The organism is Streptomyces sp. NPDC037100, from assembly GCF_055606225.1.
In genome coordinates, this window is record NZ_JBVJSX010000004.1 from 644,955 (window position 1) to 661,079 (window position 16,125).

Consider the following 16,125-nt stretch of genomic DNA (forward strand, 5'->3'; position numbering starts at 1 on the left):
CGTACCCTCGTACGCATGACCAGCGACGACACCGTAAGGCCGGGCCGCCCCCGCTCGATCGAGACCCTTGCCGCGCTCTCCGCGGAGCAGACCGAGGCCGTGCTCGGACTGCTCGACGAGGCGGCCCGGACCGACGGGCAGCAGGCGGTGTCCGAACAGGGCCGGTTGCAGTTGCGCGGCGGGGAGCGGGAGGGCGTGTCCCATCTGCTGCTGACCGCCGGCGGGGAACTTGTCGGCTATGCCCAGCTGGAGGACACGGACCTGGTGGAGCCGCCGGCCGCCGAGCTGGTCGTGCACCCCGGGCACCGCGGGCACGGACACGGGCGGGCGCTCGGCTCGGCGCTGCTGGCGGCCTCCGGCAAGCGGCTGCGGGTGTGGGCGCACGGCGGGCACTCCGCGGCCCGGCACCTCGCGCAGGTCCTCGGCCTCACGCTCTTCCGTGAACTGCGCCAGATGCGCCGGCCGTTGACCGACTTCGACGCGCCCGAGCCGGTGCTCCCCGAGGGCGTGACGGTCCGCTCCTTCGTCCCCGGCAAGGACGACGCGGCCTGGCTCGCGGTGAACGCCGCCGCCTTCGCCCACCACCCCGAGCAGGGCTCCCTCACCCAGCGCGACCTCGACGACCGCAAGGCCGAGCCGTGGTTCGACCCCGAGGGCTTCTTCCTCGCCTTCCGCGGCGACGAACTCGTCGGCTTCCACTGGACCAAGGTGCACGCCGAGGAGGGCCTGGGCGAGGTGTACGTCCTCGGCGTCGGCCCCGGCGCGCAGGGCGGCGGCCTCGGCAAGTCCCTGACCACGATCGGGCTGCGGCACCTGGCGGGGCAGGGGGTGCCGACGGCGATGCTGTACGTCGACGCCGACAACAAGGCGGCGGTGTCGGTGTACGAGCGGCTGGGGTTCACCACGCACGAGGTGGACCTGATGTACCGGACGGAGACCTGAGCGTTGCCCTCGACGCGGGACCTCGACGTCCGCCCGGCCGCCGAAGCCGATCTGGCCGCGCTCGTGCGCCTGCGGGACGACGCCGCCCGCTGGATGCTGGCCCGTGGCATCACCGGCCAATGGCGGCCGGGTGAGCTGGACGAGGAGCATTTCCGCCGGATCATGACGCGGGGCGAGATCTGGCTGGCGGAGGCCGCGGGGCGCCCGGTCGGTGCCTGGGAGCTGTGGTGGGAGGACGAGGACGCCTGGGGTGCGCAGCCGCCCGTGGCCGGGTACGTGCACCGGCTGATGGTGGACCGGTCCGCCGCCGCGCCGGGGACGGGGCGGCTGCTGCTGACGGCCGCGGAACGCCGCGTGGCCGAGTCGGGGCGCACCTCCGTGCGCCTGGACTGCCTGGCCACGAACACCCGGCTCAGCGCGTACTACCAGGCGGCCGGTTACCGGGTCGTGGGCCGGAAGGAGGGCAAGCCGCAGCCGGGCGGGCCGCCCAAGTCCTTCACGCTGCTGGAGAAGCGGCTCGAGTAGGCGGCGGCTCCGCCCACGACGGCCGCCAGAGCTCGCCCTCGGGCGGCCGCGGCCGGGTCGCCGTCAGGTGCTCGCGCAGTGCCGTCAGGCCGGGATGCGGGTGGTCCGTGCGCCAGAGCAGGCAGTGCGGATAGACCGGGACCGGGTTGCGCAGGGGGACGAGCCGCAGGTCGTGGCCCACGGGCCAGACGTGCGGGGTGCGTTCGCTGAGGAAGGTCGCCACGGTCGGGGAGCCGGCGATGGTGTCGAGGAGCGCTTCGAGGCCGAAGTTGGGCCCGATGGTGTCGATGACCGGTCCGAACTCGGCGGCGAGCGCCTCGTAGTAGGCGTGCCACTCGGTCCCGGGCACGTTGCCCGGCATCCAGATCCGGTGCCCGGCCAGTTGCGCCGGTGTCACCCAGGGGGCCCGGGCGAACGGGTGGTCGGGGCCGACGCACAGGTGCATCGGCTCGTCGAGGACCGGGAGGGCGGCGATGCCGTCGGGGAGCCGGTGTCCGGGCATGGTGACGGCACGGAAGGTGGCGTCGAGGGCCCCGTCCCGCACGGCGGCCACGGCCGTGTCCACGTCGAAGAGCGTGACGACGTCCAGCGCGATCTCCGCGTGTGCCCGGTGGAATTCCTGCACCAGCCCGCCGGTGGCGGCCCGGCGTCCCACGACGTCCACCCGCAGCGCCCGGTCCCCGGGCCGTACGGCGGCCGTCGCCCGTTCCTCGGCCTGGAGCAGGATCCGGGCGTGCGGCAGCAGGGCCTGCCCGTCGATGGTGAGCTCCGCCCCGCGCGGCGTCCGGACCAGCAGCCGCACCCCGAGGTCCTTCTCCAGCGCCGCGATCCGCTTGGACACGGCCTGCTGGGTGAGGGCCAGGTCCACGGCGGCCTTCTGGAACTGCCCGGAGTCGGCGATCGCGACGAAGGCGCGTACGGCTTTGAGGTCCACGAGGGGCAGCCTAGCCACACACCATGTGGTTGTCGGACAGCTCGGAAGGTTCGGCTCCTGAGGCGGAATGCGGTCCGGTGCACAACCACTGGATGTGCACCGGACGACTGGATGCGCACCGGCTTCCGCTAGAACCGCACCCGTCGCCGCAAGGGCTCCACCGCGCACACCGCGCCCAGGATCACGGCCCCCGCCAGCACCACGGCCCACCGGTCGTGGGCCGCAGCCCACCGTTCGTCCTCCACGGGCACGAACAGCGCCCAGCGCCCGGGCCAGAACAGCATCACCAGGACGGCTGTGGTCAGCAGGCCGACCGCGACCGGCAGTCCGGGCCGGGCGATCTCGCTGAAGCGCACGGCGGCCGCCGCCCCGGTCACCGCCAGGGCGCAGGCGGCCCCGGCTTCGAGCGTGATGTCGCCGACCGGGGGCCGCACGCCCGGCGGCACGAGCAGCAGGGCCACCGTCCAGCAGGCCGCCGCGGCCGGGGCCGCCAGGGCGACGCGCCACGCGATCCGGACCGGGCGCGGGGTCGGCACGGCGGCCGTGGTGTGCCGGGCCGGGTCGTCCAGGAGGAAGGCCAGGCCCACCGCGAAGGCGAGGATCGCCGCCCGCAGCAGGTACAGGGAGAGCCGTTCCGCGCTCTCGCCGGTCCGGGTCAGCGCGGTGAGCAGCAGTCCCGCCGCCCCGGCCGCGCCGACCGCCCCCCAGGGCAGTGTCCGGTGGACGGGGAGCACCAGCTGCCGGGTCAGGAGCACTTGTCCTCCCCGTCGGGCGCGGGCAGGTCCAGCAGCTCCGCGGCCCGGGCCGCGGTGACCTTCGGCGCGGTCAGTTCGCCCCACCGGTCCTTGACCCGTGCGCCGGCCTCGCCCCGGGGCAGGTCGAGCAGGCCGCGCAGTACCTCGGTCTGGGCCGCGGTCATGGACAGCCCGCTGGTGGGCTGGAGCACCATGGCGGAGCCGGTGATGCTGTCGTCGAGCCGGACGCGGCGCAGCGCGTCGAGAGGGTCGGACTCCCAGCCCACGGCCAGCCACATGAGGGGGATGATGCGGGCGTCGCAGATCGAGGTCGCGGCCTTCTCGTCGCCCGCGATCAGCACACCGGCCACGGCGGCGGAGAACTCGGGGACACGGTTGCCGCCCCACTGGGTGCCCACCGTCACCTCGTGCGGACGCTCCAGCGGCATGAGCGCGCCGTCGCCGGAGAGGCCGTAGCGCGCCTCGACCCGCTGCCGCACGACGACGTCCTGCTCGTGGGCGCCGCCCCCGGCCAGGGAGCGGACCCGGTCCACCACCGCGGCCCAGTCCCCGACCCATGGCCCCCACTCGGGGAACGCGCAGTACGTGGACCCGTCCCGGCGGACACAGGACTGCACCTGCTCGGGGTGCACGGTGGCGCGTTCGCGTGCCTTGACCAGCTGGGGGGAGTCGCCGCCCGACTGGGCCACCCCGCCGACCAGTGTCATGGCGAGCGCCCCGGCGGCAGCGGCCAGGACGGCCGGCTTGCGGCCACCGGCGACCAGGACCGCCACCAGGCCCAAGGTCAGGGCCAGTCCGGCGAGGTACAGGGCGTGCCAGCCGGCGGGCCGGCCCATCAGGTCGGAGGGCAGGGTGTTGCTCGTGGCCTCCCCGACGGCCGGCAGCAGCCAGCGGCTCGCGTCGTCGCTCGTGCCCCAGAAGAAGGCGAACAGGAAGAGCCCGAACACGACCAGCAGCGGGGCCGCGATGACCGACCTCACCAGCCCGGCCATGAGCAGCCCGGCCAGCCCCGACAGCAGCACGGTCAGCGGACCCACGAGCAGTTCGCCCACCGACCCCTGCCCGATCGCCCCGGGCCGCAGCGCCTCCCAGCCGAACTGCCCGGCCACGCACACGGCGGTGACCAGGGCCGCGGCCACGACCGACAGGGCGTGGGCGACCGTACGGCACCAGTGCGGGAGCACCAGCACCGCGAAGTGCCGCTCCGTGTCGTGCCGTCGGGAGCGCAGTGCGGCCTGGTTGACGGACAGCAGGACCGCGAGGCCGACCAGCATCGGGGCGTTCTGGGTGGCGCGGTCGGCGTCCTGGAGGGCCGGGTAGTCGCCCCACGCCTTGCCGGCGCGCCACACGGTCCAGCCGAGGTACACGGCGAAGGCGAGCAGCACCGGAATCCGGGTCAGCAGCCGGCGGGACTCGAACAGGGCCAGGGCGAGCACGGCCTTGAAGGGCCCGCCGGGCTCATTCCGTATCCCGGGTGCGAGCGGTTTCTCCACGACCGTGGTCATGCCGCCACCTCCGCTCCGGCGTCGTCGAGCGTGAGCAGGTAGCCGTCCTCCAGGGTGGGTTCGAGCAGCTCGGCGCCGGGCGGCGGGTCCCCGACGTTGCGGAAGGTGCCGGTCCCGGTGCGCCATCCCGCCTTCGCCCCGGGGGCCCGCTCGGTGCTGCTCCACACCCGCCCCGCGGCCCGCCCGGTCAGCTCGGCCGGGGTGCCCTCGAACCGCACCCGGCCCCTGGCCATGACCACCACGCGGTGGCAGAGCATCGCCACGTCCTCCGTCTGGTGGGTGGACAGCAGCACCGTCCGCCCCTCACCGGCTTCCGCGATCAACTCCCGGAAGCGCATGCGCTGTTCGGGGTCCAGCCCGACGGTCGGCTCGTCGAGCACCAGGAACCCGGGATCGCCGACCAGGGCGGCTCCCAGGGCGACGCGCTGCCGCATGCCCCCGGACAGCTTGCGGATCCGCTTGCCCCGCACGTCCGCCAGGCCGACCCCGTCGAGCACCCGCCGCACCTCCCGGTGCCGGGCTGCCCGGTCGGTCATCTCCTTCAGGATCGCCACGTAGTCGACGAACTCGAAGGCGGTGAAGTCCGGGTGGAAGCCCGGGGTCTGGGGCAGGTAGCCCAGCCGGCGCCGCACCTCCTGCCGGCCGCGGGCGGTGCCCGGGTCGTGCCCGAGCACGGTGAAGGCCCCCCGGTCGGCGGGCAGGGCGGTGGCGAGCACCCGCAGCAGGGTGGTCTTGCCGGCGCCGTTGGGGCCGAGCAGCCCGGTGACGCCGGCGGACAGCCGCAGCGACACGTCGTCGAGGGCCCGGGTACCGCCGTAGCGGAGGCTCAGCCCGGAGGCGGACACGGTCGTGGTCATGCGGCACGTCCCTGGAAGAGATCGAATCGGTCACGAAGCAGGAAGAGCGACCCGGCGGCGAGCGCGGCGACCACCGCCGCCACGCCCTGCCCGGCCACGGTGAACGGCGCGAGCGGTACGTCCGCCCCGGCCCGCAGCGCGTCGGCCGTCAGCAGCAGCCCGGCCCATGCCCCGCCCACCAGCGACGGTGCGAGCACCGGGCCGAGACGGGGCATCAGCGCGAGTCCGGTCGTCGTCAGCGCCAGCCCGGGCAGCAGCCAGGCCAGCGCCCGCAGCCCGTAGGCGGGCAGGGCGAGGGTCGCCAGCCCGTTCAGAGCGAGCACGACGGCCAGCACGGCCACCGTCCGGATCATCAGCAGCCGGAACCCGTGCATCGGCGCGACGACGGCCATCTCGTACGTCGGATCCAGCGCGGGCCCGTACGACAACGCCACCCCGGCCAGCGGCAGCAGCGGCGCGAGGGCCAGGAACAGCGTGGGGAACTCCCCGCCGCGCACGGCATGCCCGGCCGCCACGCTCAGCAGCAGCACGGCGACGACCGCCCCCAGCCAGGACCGCCGCAGCACCGGCGTCGCCGCCAGCAGCCGCGCGGTGTGCCCGGCCACCCCGGCCCGCACGAGCAGCCTCTCCAGCAACCCCGTCCGGGGCGCGTCCAGTTCGGCGTCGAGCCGGTCCCAGCCGGCGTCGAGAGCGACGGGATCACTGGCCTCGGCCAGCACCCCGCGGCACCGGGCGCAGGAGGTCAGATGCGCGTCGGCGGACCAGAGCGCGGGGGCCTGCAACTCCCCTCGCGCATAGGCGCGCAGCTCCTCTTCGGACACGTGCCAGCTCATGCCAGGGCCTCCCGCAACTGCTTCCGGGCCCGCATCGCCCGTGTCTTGACCGTCCCGGGCGGTATCCCGAGCAGTACGGCCGCCTCACGGGTGGTCAGCCCGTCGATGACGGTCGCCTGCAGCACCGCCCGCAGCTCCGGCGACAGCCGGACCAGCGCCCCGGCGAGGTCCCCGTGCTCCACCCCCGCGAGCACGCGTTCCTCCGCCGACACCTCGTCCCGGTGCCGCAGCCGCGCCAGGGCCTGCCGCAGCCGGCCCCGCGCCCCGTCGCCCCGCAGCGCGTCCACCAGCCGCCGCGAGGCGATGCGCCACAGCCACCCGGCCGCGTCCGGGGAGTGGCCCTCCTGCCGGTGGCGGGCCGTGCCCCGCCACACCGCGAGGAACGTCTCCTGCACCACGTCGTCGACGACCCCGAGATCGGCGCACCGCCCCCGCAACCGGGCCCGGAGCCATGGCGCGTGGCGCCGGTACAGCTCCTCGAAGGCACGCCGGTCGGCGTCCGCGGCTATGGCCCGCAGCAGCTCCCCGTCGCTTCTCGTATCGCTCACGTCTCCTCATCGGACGGCCCGGCCCGAACGGTTCACGAAAGCACGCTTGACTTTCCCCGCCCCCTTGCACCACCCTTTCACTACTCAATTAGTGAAAGGGTGGTGCAGCAGTGGTCGAGTACCGCATCGACCGGCGCAGCGGTGTCGCCACCTACGTCCAGATCGTCCAGCAGACCAAACAGGCCCTGCGCCTGGGCCTGCTGGAGCCGGGCGACAAGCTCCCGACGGCCCGTGAGGTGGTGGAGGCCACCGCCATCAACCCGAACACGGTCCTCAAGGCCTACCGGGAGCTGGAGCGCGAGGGCCTGGTCGAGGCCCGCCGCGGACTGGGCACGTTCGTCCGCAAGGCCCTGAGCACCGCCCCCGCCGACTCCCCGCTGCGCGCCGACCTGGACACCTGGGCGGTCCGGGCCCGCGAGGCCGGCCTGGAGCGCGAGGACGTGGCCGCCCTCTTCACTTCCGTACTCGACGCGCATTTCGCAGACTTCAAGGGGGACGCATGACCGACACCGCCATCGAGGCGGCGGGGCTGGGCAGGAGGTTCGGGCGACGCCGCGCTGCGGCCCTGGACGGCTGCGCCTTCCGGCTCCCCGCGGGCCGCGTCTGCGCCCTCACCGGCCCGAACGGCGCCGGCAAGTCCACCCTGCTCGCCCTGGCGGCCGGGCTGCTCCGCCCCACCGAGGGCACCGTCACCGTGCTCGGCACCACCCCGGCCGCGGCCCGCGAGCGCCTCGCCTACGTCGCCCAGCACAAGCCCCTGCACCCCCAGCTCACCATCGCCGGGACCCTGCGGCTGGGCCGCGACCTCAACCCCCGCCGCTGGGACGCCCGGGTCGCCGAGCGGATCGTCGCGGAGGGCGGCCTCGACCCCGACACGAAGATCCGGGCGCTCTCCGGCGGCCAGCGCACCCGCGTCGCGCTCGCCCTCGCCCTCGGCAAACGCCCCGAACTGCTGCTGCTGGACGAGCCGATGGCCGACCTCGACCCGCTCGCCCGGCACCAGCTGACGGCCACGCTCATGGCCGACGCCGCCGACCACGGCACCACGGTCGTCATGTCCTCGCACGTCGTCGCGGAGCTGGAGGGCTCCTGCGACCACCTGCTGCTGCTCGGCTCGGGCCGCGTCCGGCTCGCCGGGCCGCTCGACGACCTGCTCGCCGCGCACACCCTGGTCACCGGCCGGGCGGGCGAGTCCCTCGGCCCGCACACGGTGGTCGAGTCCCGCACCACCGGCCGCCAGCTGACCGCCCTGGTCCGGCCCACGGGCCCCCTCGGCGACGGATTCCAGGGTGACCGCCCGTCCCTGGAGGAAGTCGTCCTGGCCCACCTGCGCTCCCCCGACGCCCCGCCGCTCCTGCTCGACGCGCGGGAGGCCGCCGTATGACCGCCCTCGACACCCTGACCACACCCGCCCTCACCCGGCACACCTCGCCGTCGCGCGGCCTGCTCCTGGCCATGCTCCGGCTGCACCGCACGGCGCTGCTGTTCTGGCTGGGACTGGTGGCGGTGGCCGCCGGGGCGCTGCTGTGGGCGATGGGCCCGGGCGCGGACGCCGCCTGGGCCGAGTACCAGGCCATGGGCTGCGACCTGTCCCGTCCGAACCTGGGCTGCGACCTCCCCGGCGCCGCGAACAGCCGGTACCAGACAGCCGTGACGGTCGGCATCGGCCTCGTCAGGCTCCTCCCGCTGCTCACCGGGGCCTGGGCGGGCGGCGCCCTCATCGGCCGGGAGCTGGAGAACGGCACCGCACAGCTCGCCTGGACCCAGTCGGTGGGCCCTCTGCGCTGGCTTGCCGCCAAGCTCACGGTCCCGGCCCTGCTGCTCGTGACGGGCACGCTCACGCTGACGCTGCTGCACCGCGCGCTGTGGTCGTCGGACCGTGCCCCGCTCAGCGTCATGGGCTGGCACGCGTGGTACGACGACGGCATCTTCGAGCTCAACGGCACCATCGCCGCCGCCCAGGCCCTCGCCGCCCTGGCCCTCGGCGTCCTGGTGGGGCTGCTGCTGCGCCGGACGCTGCCCGCCCTCGGCGTCGCAATCCTGGCCGTCGTGTCACTCGTCTACGTCCTCGACGAGCTGCGCCCGCACCTGTGGCCGGTGAAGACGGTCGTGAGGGGCCTGGACGACGGCACCGCCGGCTCCGACAGCATGATCGTCGAGACCGGTGCCCTGACCGCCACCGGCGCCCGCGTCCCGATCCCGGCGTGCTCGGGCGAGCCCGGCTGTGACGCCAGAAACGGCATCACTCATTACTACGCCGACTACCACCCGGCCTCCCACTTCTGGCCCCTCCAGCTCATGGAGACCGGCCTCCTCCTCGCCGTCGCCGCCCTGGCCGCCGCGACCGCCTTCGCCCTGCTGCGCCGCCGCACGGGAGCCGCCGCATGACCGCCCTCGCCGAGACGACCAGCCCCGCCGCCCGCCCCGCCCTCCACCGGTACGGCCTGCTGCGGGCGGTGCTGCGGACCCACCGCACGGCCCTCGTCCTGTCGCTGCTGGCCCTGGCCGCCGCGACCGCCGCCCTGGTCTGGCTGCACACCCTCGAGACCGAGGCCCGGGCGGGCATGAGCGCCTGCGCCACGCCCCCCACGGACCGGCTCCCCTCCTGCGCGGCGGTCGAGGCGATCACCGCCGACGAGGTGTACGCGAACGGCATCGCCGTGCTCGCCACCGCCCTGTCCTGGGTGATGTTCCCCGTGGCCGCCTGGGCGGGCGGCGCCCTCGTCGGCCGCGAACTGGAGAGCGGCACCGCCCAGCTGGCCTGGACGCAGTCGATCACGCCCCTGCGCTGGCTGACCGCGAAACTGGCCGCCCCGGCCGCGCTGCTCACCGCCGGCACCGGCGCGCTCGTGCTGCTGAACGTCTGGGCGCGCGGGGACGGCGATCCCGACCTGGTCGGCGACTGGTACAACCCGGACGTGTTCGTGTCGACGGGCCCGGTGGCCGTGGCCTACGCCCTGGCCGGACTCGCCCTCGGCGCCCTCGCCGGACTGGTGTGGCGGCGGGCCCTGCCCGCCACGGGAGTGGCCCTCGCCGCCTCGCTGCTCCTCCACAGCCTCCTCGAACGGCACCGCGAGGACCTCTGGCCGACCGTCGGCCGCATCGCGCCCGGCAGCATCGAGCTCCCTCGCTCGGTCTTCCAGGTCACCTGGGACGCCCCCACCCCCGACGGCGTCCAGATCAGCCACGTCACATTCCACCCGCAGTCCCACTTCTGGCCGCTCCAGTACGTGGAGACCGGCCTCCTGCTGGCCGTGGCCGGCACAGCGACGGCCGCCGCCTTCCTCCTCCTGGGCCGCCGCCTCCCCTGAACCCGGGCCGCGCGTCCTTCCACGGGGGGATGGACGCGCGGCCCGCCCTGTGGGAACACCCCGTGGCGCACGCCCGACACCGACACCGGGACACTCCGTGGCGCACACCCGACACCGACACCGCGGCACCCCCTGACGCACGCCCCACACCAACACCGGAACACCCCGTGGCGCCCGCCCCACGCCGACACCGCGGCACCCCCTGACGCACGCCCCACACCAACACCGGGACACCCCCTGACACACGCCCCACACCAACACCGGGACACCCCCTGACACACGCCCCACACCAACACCGGAACACCCCCTGACACACGCCCCACACCAACACCGGAACACCCCCTGACACACGCCCCACACCAACACCGGAACACCCCGTGACGCACGGCGGCGCGAAGAAGCGTCCACAGCCTGTGGGCAACCGCCCCGGCCGCCCGCCCTGCCCTGTGGACGCCCGCGGGCCGCCCCCCGGTGTCCCGCACGTCATGTCTCCGTAACCATCGATTCAGACGAGCTTGCGAAGCTCGGCCAATGAATCCCGCCGTGCCCGAGCCTCCCCCGCCCCGTGAGGGTCCCGAGGGAAATGGGAGCACTCATGTGACACCTCCGCTCCCGCCCGCGCTGTCCGACGCGCCCGTGATGCTCGCGGCGCGGAAGAATGGGTCCATGAGCCAGCCGAACGCCCAGGCACAGGTCCAGCACGCGCAGCCCTCCGTGGGCTCCATAGCAGCGCACCGCCCCCACACGGTGGCGGCCGTCGTCTCCGATCTGGAACCCGACATCGACGCCGACCTCGACGCGTACGAGGAGTCGCCGTACGACGGGCCCGAGCTGCCGCAGGGTCGTTTCCTCGACCGGGAGCGCAGTTGGCTCGCGTTCAACGAGCGGGTGCTCGAACTCGCCGAGGACCCGAACACGCCCCTGCTGGAGCGGGCCAACTTCCTCGCGATCTTCGCCAGCAACCTGGACGAGTTCTTCATGGTCCGGGTGGCCGGTCTGAAGCGCCGCATCGCCACCGGCGTGGCCACGCGGTCCGCGTCCGGCCTCCAGCCGCGCGAGGTGCTGGAGATGATCTGGGCCCGCTCGCGCGAACTCATGGCCCGGCACGCCGCCTGCTACCACGAGGACGTCGCCCCCGCACTCGCGGAGGAGGGCATCCACCTGGTCCGCTGGAACGAGCTGCAGGAGAAGGAGCAGGCCCGCCTGTTCACCCTCTTCCGGCACCAGATCTTCCCCGTGCTGACCCCGCTGGCGGTCGACCCGGCGCACCCCTTCCCGTACATCTCCGGCCTCTCGCTGAACCTGGCCGTCGTCGTACGCAACCCGGTCACCGGCCACAAGCACTTCGCCCGCGTCAAGGTGCCGCCGCTGCTGTCGCGGTTCCTGGAGAGCTCCCCGGGCCGCTACGTCCCCATCGAGGACGTCATCGCCGCCCACCTGGAGGAGCTGTTCCCGGGCATGGAGGTCCTGGAGCACCACGCCTTCCGCCTCACCCGCAACGAGGACCTGGAGGTCGAGGAGGACGACGCCGAGAACCTCCTGCAGGCGCTGGAGAAGGAGCTCATGCGGCGCCGCTTCGGGCCGCCGGTGCGCCTGGAGGTCGAGGAGTCGATCGACCGAGAGGTCCTGGACCTCCTCGTGCGCGAACTGAAGATCAGCGAGGCCGAGGTCTATCCGCTGCCGGGCCCGCTGGACCTGACGGGCCTGTTCCGCATCGCCTCCCTGGACCGTCCGGAGCTCAAGTACCGCAAGTTCGTCGCCGGCACCCACCGCGACCTCGCCGAGGTCGAGTCGGCGTCCGCGCCGGACGTCTTCGCCGCGCTGCGCGAGCGGGACGTCCTGCTGCACCACCCGTACGACTCGTTCTCCACGTCCGTCCAGGCCTTCCTGGAGCAGGCCGCCGGAGACCCGGACGTCCTCGCCATCAAGCAGACCCTGTACCGGACGTCGGGCGACTCCCCGATAGTCGACGCACTCATCGAGGCCGCCGAGTCCGGCAAGCAGGTCCTGGTCCTGGTCGAGATCAAGGCCCGCTTCGACGAGCACGCCAACATCAAGTGGGCGCGCAAGCTGGAGGAGGCCGGCTGCCACGTGGTCTACGGCCTGGTCGGCCTGAAGACCCACTGCAAGCTGTCGCTGGTGGTCCGCCAGGAGGGCGAGACGCTCCGCCGCTACAGCCACGTCGGCACCGGCAACTACCACCCGAAGACGGCCCGCCTCTACGAGGACCTCGGCCTGCTCACGGCCGACCCGCAGGTCGGCGCCGACCTCTCGGACCTCTTCAACCGCCTGTCCGGCTACTCGCGCCGGGAGACCTACCGCCGGCTGCTCGTGGCGCCCAAGTCGCTGCGCGACGGCCTGGTCTCACGGATCACCAAGGAGATCCAGCACCACCGCGCGGGGCGGCCCGCGTACGTCCGCATCAAGGTCAACTCGATGGTCGACGAGGCCGTCATCGACGCCTGCTACCGCGCGGCCCAGGCGGGCGTGCCGGTGGACATCTGGGTGCGCGGCATCTGCGCGGTGCGCCCGGGCGTGGCGGGCCTGTCGGAGAACATCCGGGTCCGCTCGATCCTCGGCCGTTTCCTGGAGCACTCCCGGGTGTTCGCCTTCGGCAACGGCGGCGAGCCCGAGGTGTGGTTCGGCAGCGCCGACATGATGCACCGCAACCTCGACCGCCGGATAGAGGCCCTCGTCCGGGTCACCGACCCGGCCCACCGGGCGGCCCTGAACCGGCTGCTGGAGACCGGCATGTCCGACTCCACCGCCTCCTGGCACCTCGGCCCGGACGGCGACTGGACCCGGCATGCGACCGACGCGGACGGACAGCCCCTGCGCAACGTCCAGGAGATGCTCATAGACGCCCGGAGGCGCCGGCGTGGCACAGCAACACCTTGACCCTACGGACCCCCGGTCCGGGCACGACGGGCCCACCCCCACCGGAGACGCCCTCGCGGGCTATCTGCGGGCCCAGGCCACGGAGTTCCTCCGAGCGCTGCGCCTGCACCGGGAGACGGGGTCGGGGCCGAACGGCTCGGAGGGGTCGGCCGAGGCGGCCCGCGCCCTGCGCCGCTCGGCCCGCCGCATCAGCGCCAGCCTGCACTCGTTCCAGTCCCTTCTCGACGCCGACTGGTGCGAGACGATGCGCCCCGAACTGGCCTGGGTGTCGGGGACGCTGGCGATGGAGCACGCCTACACGGCCCGTCTGGAACGCCTGCTGGCGGCCCTGCACCGCTTGTCGGGCTCCACAGCCCTCCCGTCCCAGCCGGCCGCCACCGCTGCGGGCGGTCGTGCCACCGGGGCGGCACCCGCCCCGCAGAGAGCGGCGCCCCGCGAGGCCGGGCTGCGCACCTCCCCGGCCCCGGCACCGGAACGCGGCAACCTGACCGTGGGGGCGGCCAAGGCGGGCGCCCTGCTCGACCGCCAGCTCACCCTCGCCCGTACCCGGGCCCACTCCACCGCCCTGCAGGCCCTGGGCAGCAGCCGCTTCCACGCCGTCGCGGACAAGGTCGCCGTCCTGGCCAGCGAGGTCCCCCTGACCAAGACCGCCGGCACCACCGACCTGCGCCCCCTCGCCGGTGCCGCCCAGGACCGCCTCGCCGACGCCGTGGCCGCCCTCCCCCTGCTCACCGCGGGCAACCCGTACAACGCCACGGCCCTCGTCCACGGCCTGTCCCCGGACACGGTGCCGCACCCGCAGGACGCCCCGTGGCACCAGGTCCGGCTGCTGCTGCGCCTGCACCGCTACGCCCGCGAGGCCCTCAGCGGCCCGAAGGGCAACGCCGTGGTGGATCTGCGCCTGCTCTCCGCGGGCCAGGCCCTGAACCGGCACCGCGACGCCTCGGAGGCGGCGGCAGCGGCGGCCCAGGCCGCCCGTACCCCGCGTATCGCCCCGGCCACGGCGTACGCCCTCGGCGTGCTCCACGCCGACCAGCGGCACGAGGTGGAGGCGGCGCGCTTCGCGTTCCAGCAGGCCTGGGAGAAGGAGACCGTGGGCGCGTCATGACCGGGCCCGGCACCAGGAGGCGGTGAAACACCGTGAACGCTCCCAAGGACACCACCGTCCAGGCGGCGGGTTGCGTCCTGTGGCGCCGGTCCCCGGCCACCGGCGGGCCGGAGCTCTGTCTCATCCACCGGCCGAAATACGACGACTGGTCGTGGCCGAAGGGGAAACTGAAGCGCGGCGAGGACGCACTCGCCGGAGCACTGCGCGAGGTGGCGGAGGAGACGGGCTGCCAGGCGGTGCCGGGTCCCGAGCTGTCCACCCTGCGCTACCTGGCGGGCGGCCGCCCCAAGCAGGTCCGCTACTGGGCAGCCGAGGCGGTGAGCTGCGCGTTCTCGCCGACGGACGAGGTGGACCGGGTTCTGTGGCTGGCGCCCGCCACCGCCCGCGACCGTCTCACGCAGCCCTACGACCGGCCCCTGGTCGAGGAGCTGCTCGCCGTTCTGCACCTGCCCCGGGCGGGTGGCTGACCGGACGGTACCGTTTCGTCCGCAAAAGCGGAATGCCGACGTGCTCTCCCCGTAAGCATTCCGTTACCTCACCAGGCCTTAGGCAGGGGTTCACCCCTCGTTCATGTGCGGCCATCGGCGCCTTCACCTGATCTGCCTAATTTCGGCCTTACCGACGCGCGCCGCGCCTCTGAATGCGACCGCGTCCGCGACACCTCGTCTTCGCACGCCGCCGATCAGGACGGCGGCTCCTGGAAGGAACTCAAGTGAAGCTTCAGCGCATGAACCGGCGGGCCCTCGCTCTCGGTGCTCTCGCCGTCTCCGGCGCCCTGGCCCTCACGGCGTGCGGCTCCGACGAAACCGGCGGCGGCTCCAGCGGCGGCTCCTCCAACGCCGCCGCGCCGAGCAACGTCAAGTGTGACGACGCTTCGGGCCAGGTGCTCGCCGACGGCTCCTCCGCCCAGAAGAACGCGGTCGACGCCTGGGTCAAGCAGTTCTCCGCGGCCTGCAAGGTGGAGATCAACTACAAGGCCGGCGGCTCCGGCGCCGGTGTCACCGCGTTCACGCAGGGCCAGGTCCCCTGGGCCGGCTCCGACTCGGCCCTGAAGCCCGAAGAGGTCGCGGCCTCCAAGAAGATCTGCTCCGGCGGCCAGGGCATCGACCTGCCGATGGTCGGCGGCCCGATCGCCGTCGGCTACAACGTGCCGGGGGTCGACAAGCTCGTCCTGGACTCCGCGACGATCGCCAAGATCTTCGACAGCAAGATCACAAACTGGAACGACCCGGCGATCGCGAAGCTGAACCCCGACGCGAAGCTGCCCAACCTCAAGATCCAGGCGTTCCACCGCTCGGACGAGTCCGGCACCACGGACAACTTCACCAAGTACCTGATCGCCACCGCCAAGAAGGACTTCCCGTACGAGGGCGGCAAGGCCTGGCAGGCCAAGGGCGGCCAGTCCGCTCCGCAGTCCTCCGGCGTCGCCGCGCAGGTCAAGCAGACCGCGGGCGCGATCGGCTACTTCGAGCTGTCGTACGCCAAGGACGGCATCAAGACCGTCGCCATCGACACCGGCGCAGCCGAGCCGGTCGAGGCGACCGTCGACAACGCCACCAAGGCGATCGCGGAGGCCAAGGTCGTCGGCACCGGCAAGGACCTCGCGCTGGAGCTGAACTACGGGACCAAGGCCGACGGCGCCTACCCGATGGTCCTGGTGACGTACGAGATCGTCTGCGACAAGGGCAACAAGGCCGACACCCTGCCCGCAGTCAAGGCGTTCCTGCGCTACGCGGCCTCGGAGGACGGCCAGAAGATCCTCGCCGAGAACGACTACGCGCCCATGCCCGACGACATCATCGCCAAGGTCCGCACGACCGTCGAGAGCCTGAGCTGACCCGAGTGCGGTCCGGTCTCCCCGGGGAGACCGGACCGCACCGTCCGGTGCACCGCCGCCAGGAGCCGCACA

Annotated in this window: 16 protein-coding genes; 10 read left to right on the forward strand and 6 right to left on the reverse strand. The window is 73.7% G+C overall.

The window, feature by feature from the left end; genetic code table 11:
• Positions 1 to 15: 15 nt before the first annotated feature.
• Together mshD and ACZ7EG_RS17285 are read left to right on the forward strand one after the other, a co-directional pair.
• Entirely contained in the window at positions 16 to 942 is a 927-nt protein-coding gene (gene mshD, locus ACZ7EG_RS17280) for a mycothiol synthase (RefSeq protein WP_471078669.1), read from the forward strand.
• Positions 943 to 945: 3 nt separating this feature from the next.
• Positions 946 to 1,467, forward strand: a complete 522-nt coding sequence (locus ACZ7EG_RS17285; protein WP_471078672.1) for a GNAT family N-acetyltransferase — start codon at positions 946 to 948, stop codon at positions 1,465 to 1,467.
• On the opposite strand, the gene ACZ7EG_RS17290 is transcribed toward ACZ7EG_RS17285, so the two are convergent.
• The 6 genes from ACZ7EG_RS17290 to ACZ7EG_RS17315 all read right to left on the reverse strand — a co-directional run bounded on the left by ACZ7EG_RS17290 (position 1,439) and on the right by ACZ7EG_RS17315 (position 6,899).
• Entirely contained in the window at positions 1,439 to 2,401 is a 963-nt protein-coding gene (locus tag ACZ7EG_RS17290; protein WP_471078675.1) for a LysR family transcriptional regulator, read from the reverse strand. The genes ACZ7EG_RS17285 and ACZ7EG_RS17290 overlap by 29 nt on opposite strands.
• A gap of 128 nt (positions 2,402 to 2,529) precedes the next feature.
• Complete coding sequence (locus tag ACZ7EG_RS17295) at positions 2,530 to 3,156, reverse strand: ABC transporter (RefSeq protein WP_471078678.1); 627 nt, start codon at positions 3,154 to 3,156, stop codon at positions 2,530 to 2,532.
• Positions 3,147 to 4,661: an ABC transporter permease gene (locus ACZ7EG_RS17300; RefSeq protein ID WP_471078681.1), complete on the reverse strand. Its 1,515-nt coding sequence runs from the start codon at positions 4,659 to 4,661 to the stop codon at positions 3,147 to 3,149. Before ACZ7EG_RS17300 ends, ACZ7EG_RS17295 begins: the two co-directional genes overlap by 10 nt.
• The gene (locus ACZ7EG_RS17305; protein WP_471078684.1) at positions 4,658 to 5,518 is read right to left on the reverse strand and encodes an ABC transporter ATP-binding protein; all 861 of its coding nucleotides are present in this window, start codon (positions 5,516 to 5,518) and stop codon (positions 4,658 to 4,660) included. Before ACZ7EG_RS17305 ends, ACZ7EG_RS17300 begins: the two co-directional genes overlap by 4 nt.
• Positions 5,515 to 6,351 (reverse strand): cupin domain-containing protein, encoded by an 837-nt coding sequence (locus ACZ7EG_RS17310; RefSeq protein WP_471078687.1) that lies wholly within the window; start codon positions 6,349 to 6,351, stop codon positions 5,515 to 5,517. Before ACZ7EG_RS17310 ends, ACZ7EG_RS17305 begins: the two co-directional genes overlap by 4 nt.
• Entirely contained in the window at positions 6,348 to 6,899 is a 552-nt protein-coding gene (locus ACZ7EG_RS17315; protein ID WP_471078690.1) for an RNA polymerase sigma factor, read from the reverse strand. Before ACZ7EG_RS17315 ends, ACZ7EG_RS17310 begins: the two co-directional genes overlap by 4 nt.
• Before the next feature lie 110 nt (positions 6,900 to 7,009).
• Here ACZ7EG_RS17315 and ACZ7EG_RS17320 point away from each other — a divergent pair, with 110 nt between their 5' ends.
• The 8 genes from ACZ7EG_RS17320 (at position 7,010) to pstS (ending at position 16,053) form a co-directional block, all read left to right on the forward strand.
• On the forward strand, positions 7,010 to 7,402 hold the full coding sequence (locus ACZ7EG_RS17320; protein WP_471078693.1) for a GntR family transcriptional regulator: 393 nt from the start codon (positions 7,010 to 7,012) through the stop codon (positions 7,400 to 7,402).
• The gene (locus ACZ7EG_RS17325) at positions 7,399 to 8,283 is read left to right on the forward strand and encodes an ATP-binding cassette domain-containing protein (RefSeq protein ID WP_471078696.1); all 885 of its coding nucleotides are present in this window, start codon (positions 7,399 to 7,401) and stop codon (positions 8,281 to 8,283) included. The genes ACZ7EG_RS17320 and ACZ7EG_RS17325 overlap by 4 nt, the downstream gene beginning before the upstream one ends.
• The gene (locus tag ACZ7EG_RS17330; RefSeq protein ID WP_471078699.1) at positions 8,280 to 9,287 is read left to right on the forward strand and encodes an ABC transporter permease; all 1,008 of its coding nucleotides are present in this window, start codon (positions 8,280 to 8,282) and stop codon (positions 9,285 to 9,287) included. Before ACZ7EG_RS17325 ends, ACZ7EG_RS17330 begins: the two co-directional genes overlap by 4 nt.
• Entirely contained in the window at positions 9,284 to 10,210 is a 927-nt protein-coding gene (locus ACZ7EG_RS17335; protein ID WP_471078702.1) for a hypothetical protein, read from the forward strand. The genes ACZ7EG_RS17330 and ACZ7EG_RS17335 overlap by 4 nt, the downstream gene beginning before the upstream one ends.
• Before the next feature lie 666 nt (positions 10,211 to 10,876).
• Positions 10,877 to 13,108, forward strand: coding sequence for an RNA degradosome polyphosphate kinase (locus ACZ7EG_RS17340; RefSeq protein WP_471078705.1), 2,232 nt, complete (start codon positions 10,877 to 10,879; stop codon positions 13,106 to 13,108).
• Positions 13,089 to 14,216 carry a CHAD domain-containing protein gene (locus ACZ7EG_RS17345; RefSeq protein WP_471078708.1) on the forward strand — a complete coding sequence of 376 codons (1,128 nt, stop codon included), beginning with the start codon at positions 13,089 to 13,091 and terminating at the stop codon, positions 14,214 to 14,216. Before ACZ7EG_RS17340 ends, ACZ7EG_RS17345 begins: the two co-directional genes overlap by 20 nt.
• Before the next feature lie 32 nt (positions 14,217 to 14,248).
• Positions 14,249 to 14,683 carry an NUDIX hydrolase gene (locus ACZ7EG_RS17350; RefSeq protein WP_471078711.1) on the forward strand — a complete coding sequence of 145 codons (435 nt, stop codon included), beginning with the start codon at positions 14,249 to 14,251 and terminating at the stop codon, positions 14,681 to 14,683.
• Between the two features lie 245 nt (positions 14,684 to 14,928).
• Complete coding sequence (gene pstS, locus ACZ7EG_RS17355) at positions 14,929 to 16,053, forward strand: phosphate ABC transporter substrate-binding protein PstS (protein ID WP_471078714.1); 1,125 nt, start codon at positions 14,929 to 14,931, stop codon at positions 16,051 to 16,053.
• Positions 16,054 to 16,125 lie beyond the last annotated feature (72 nt).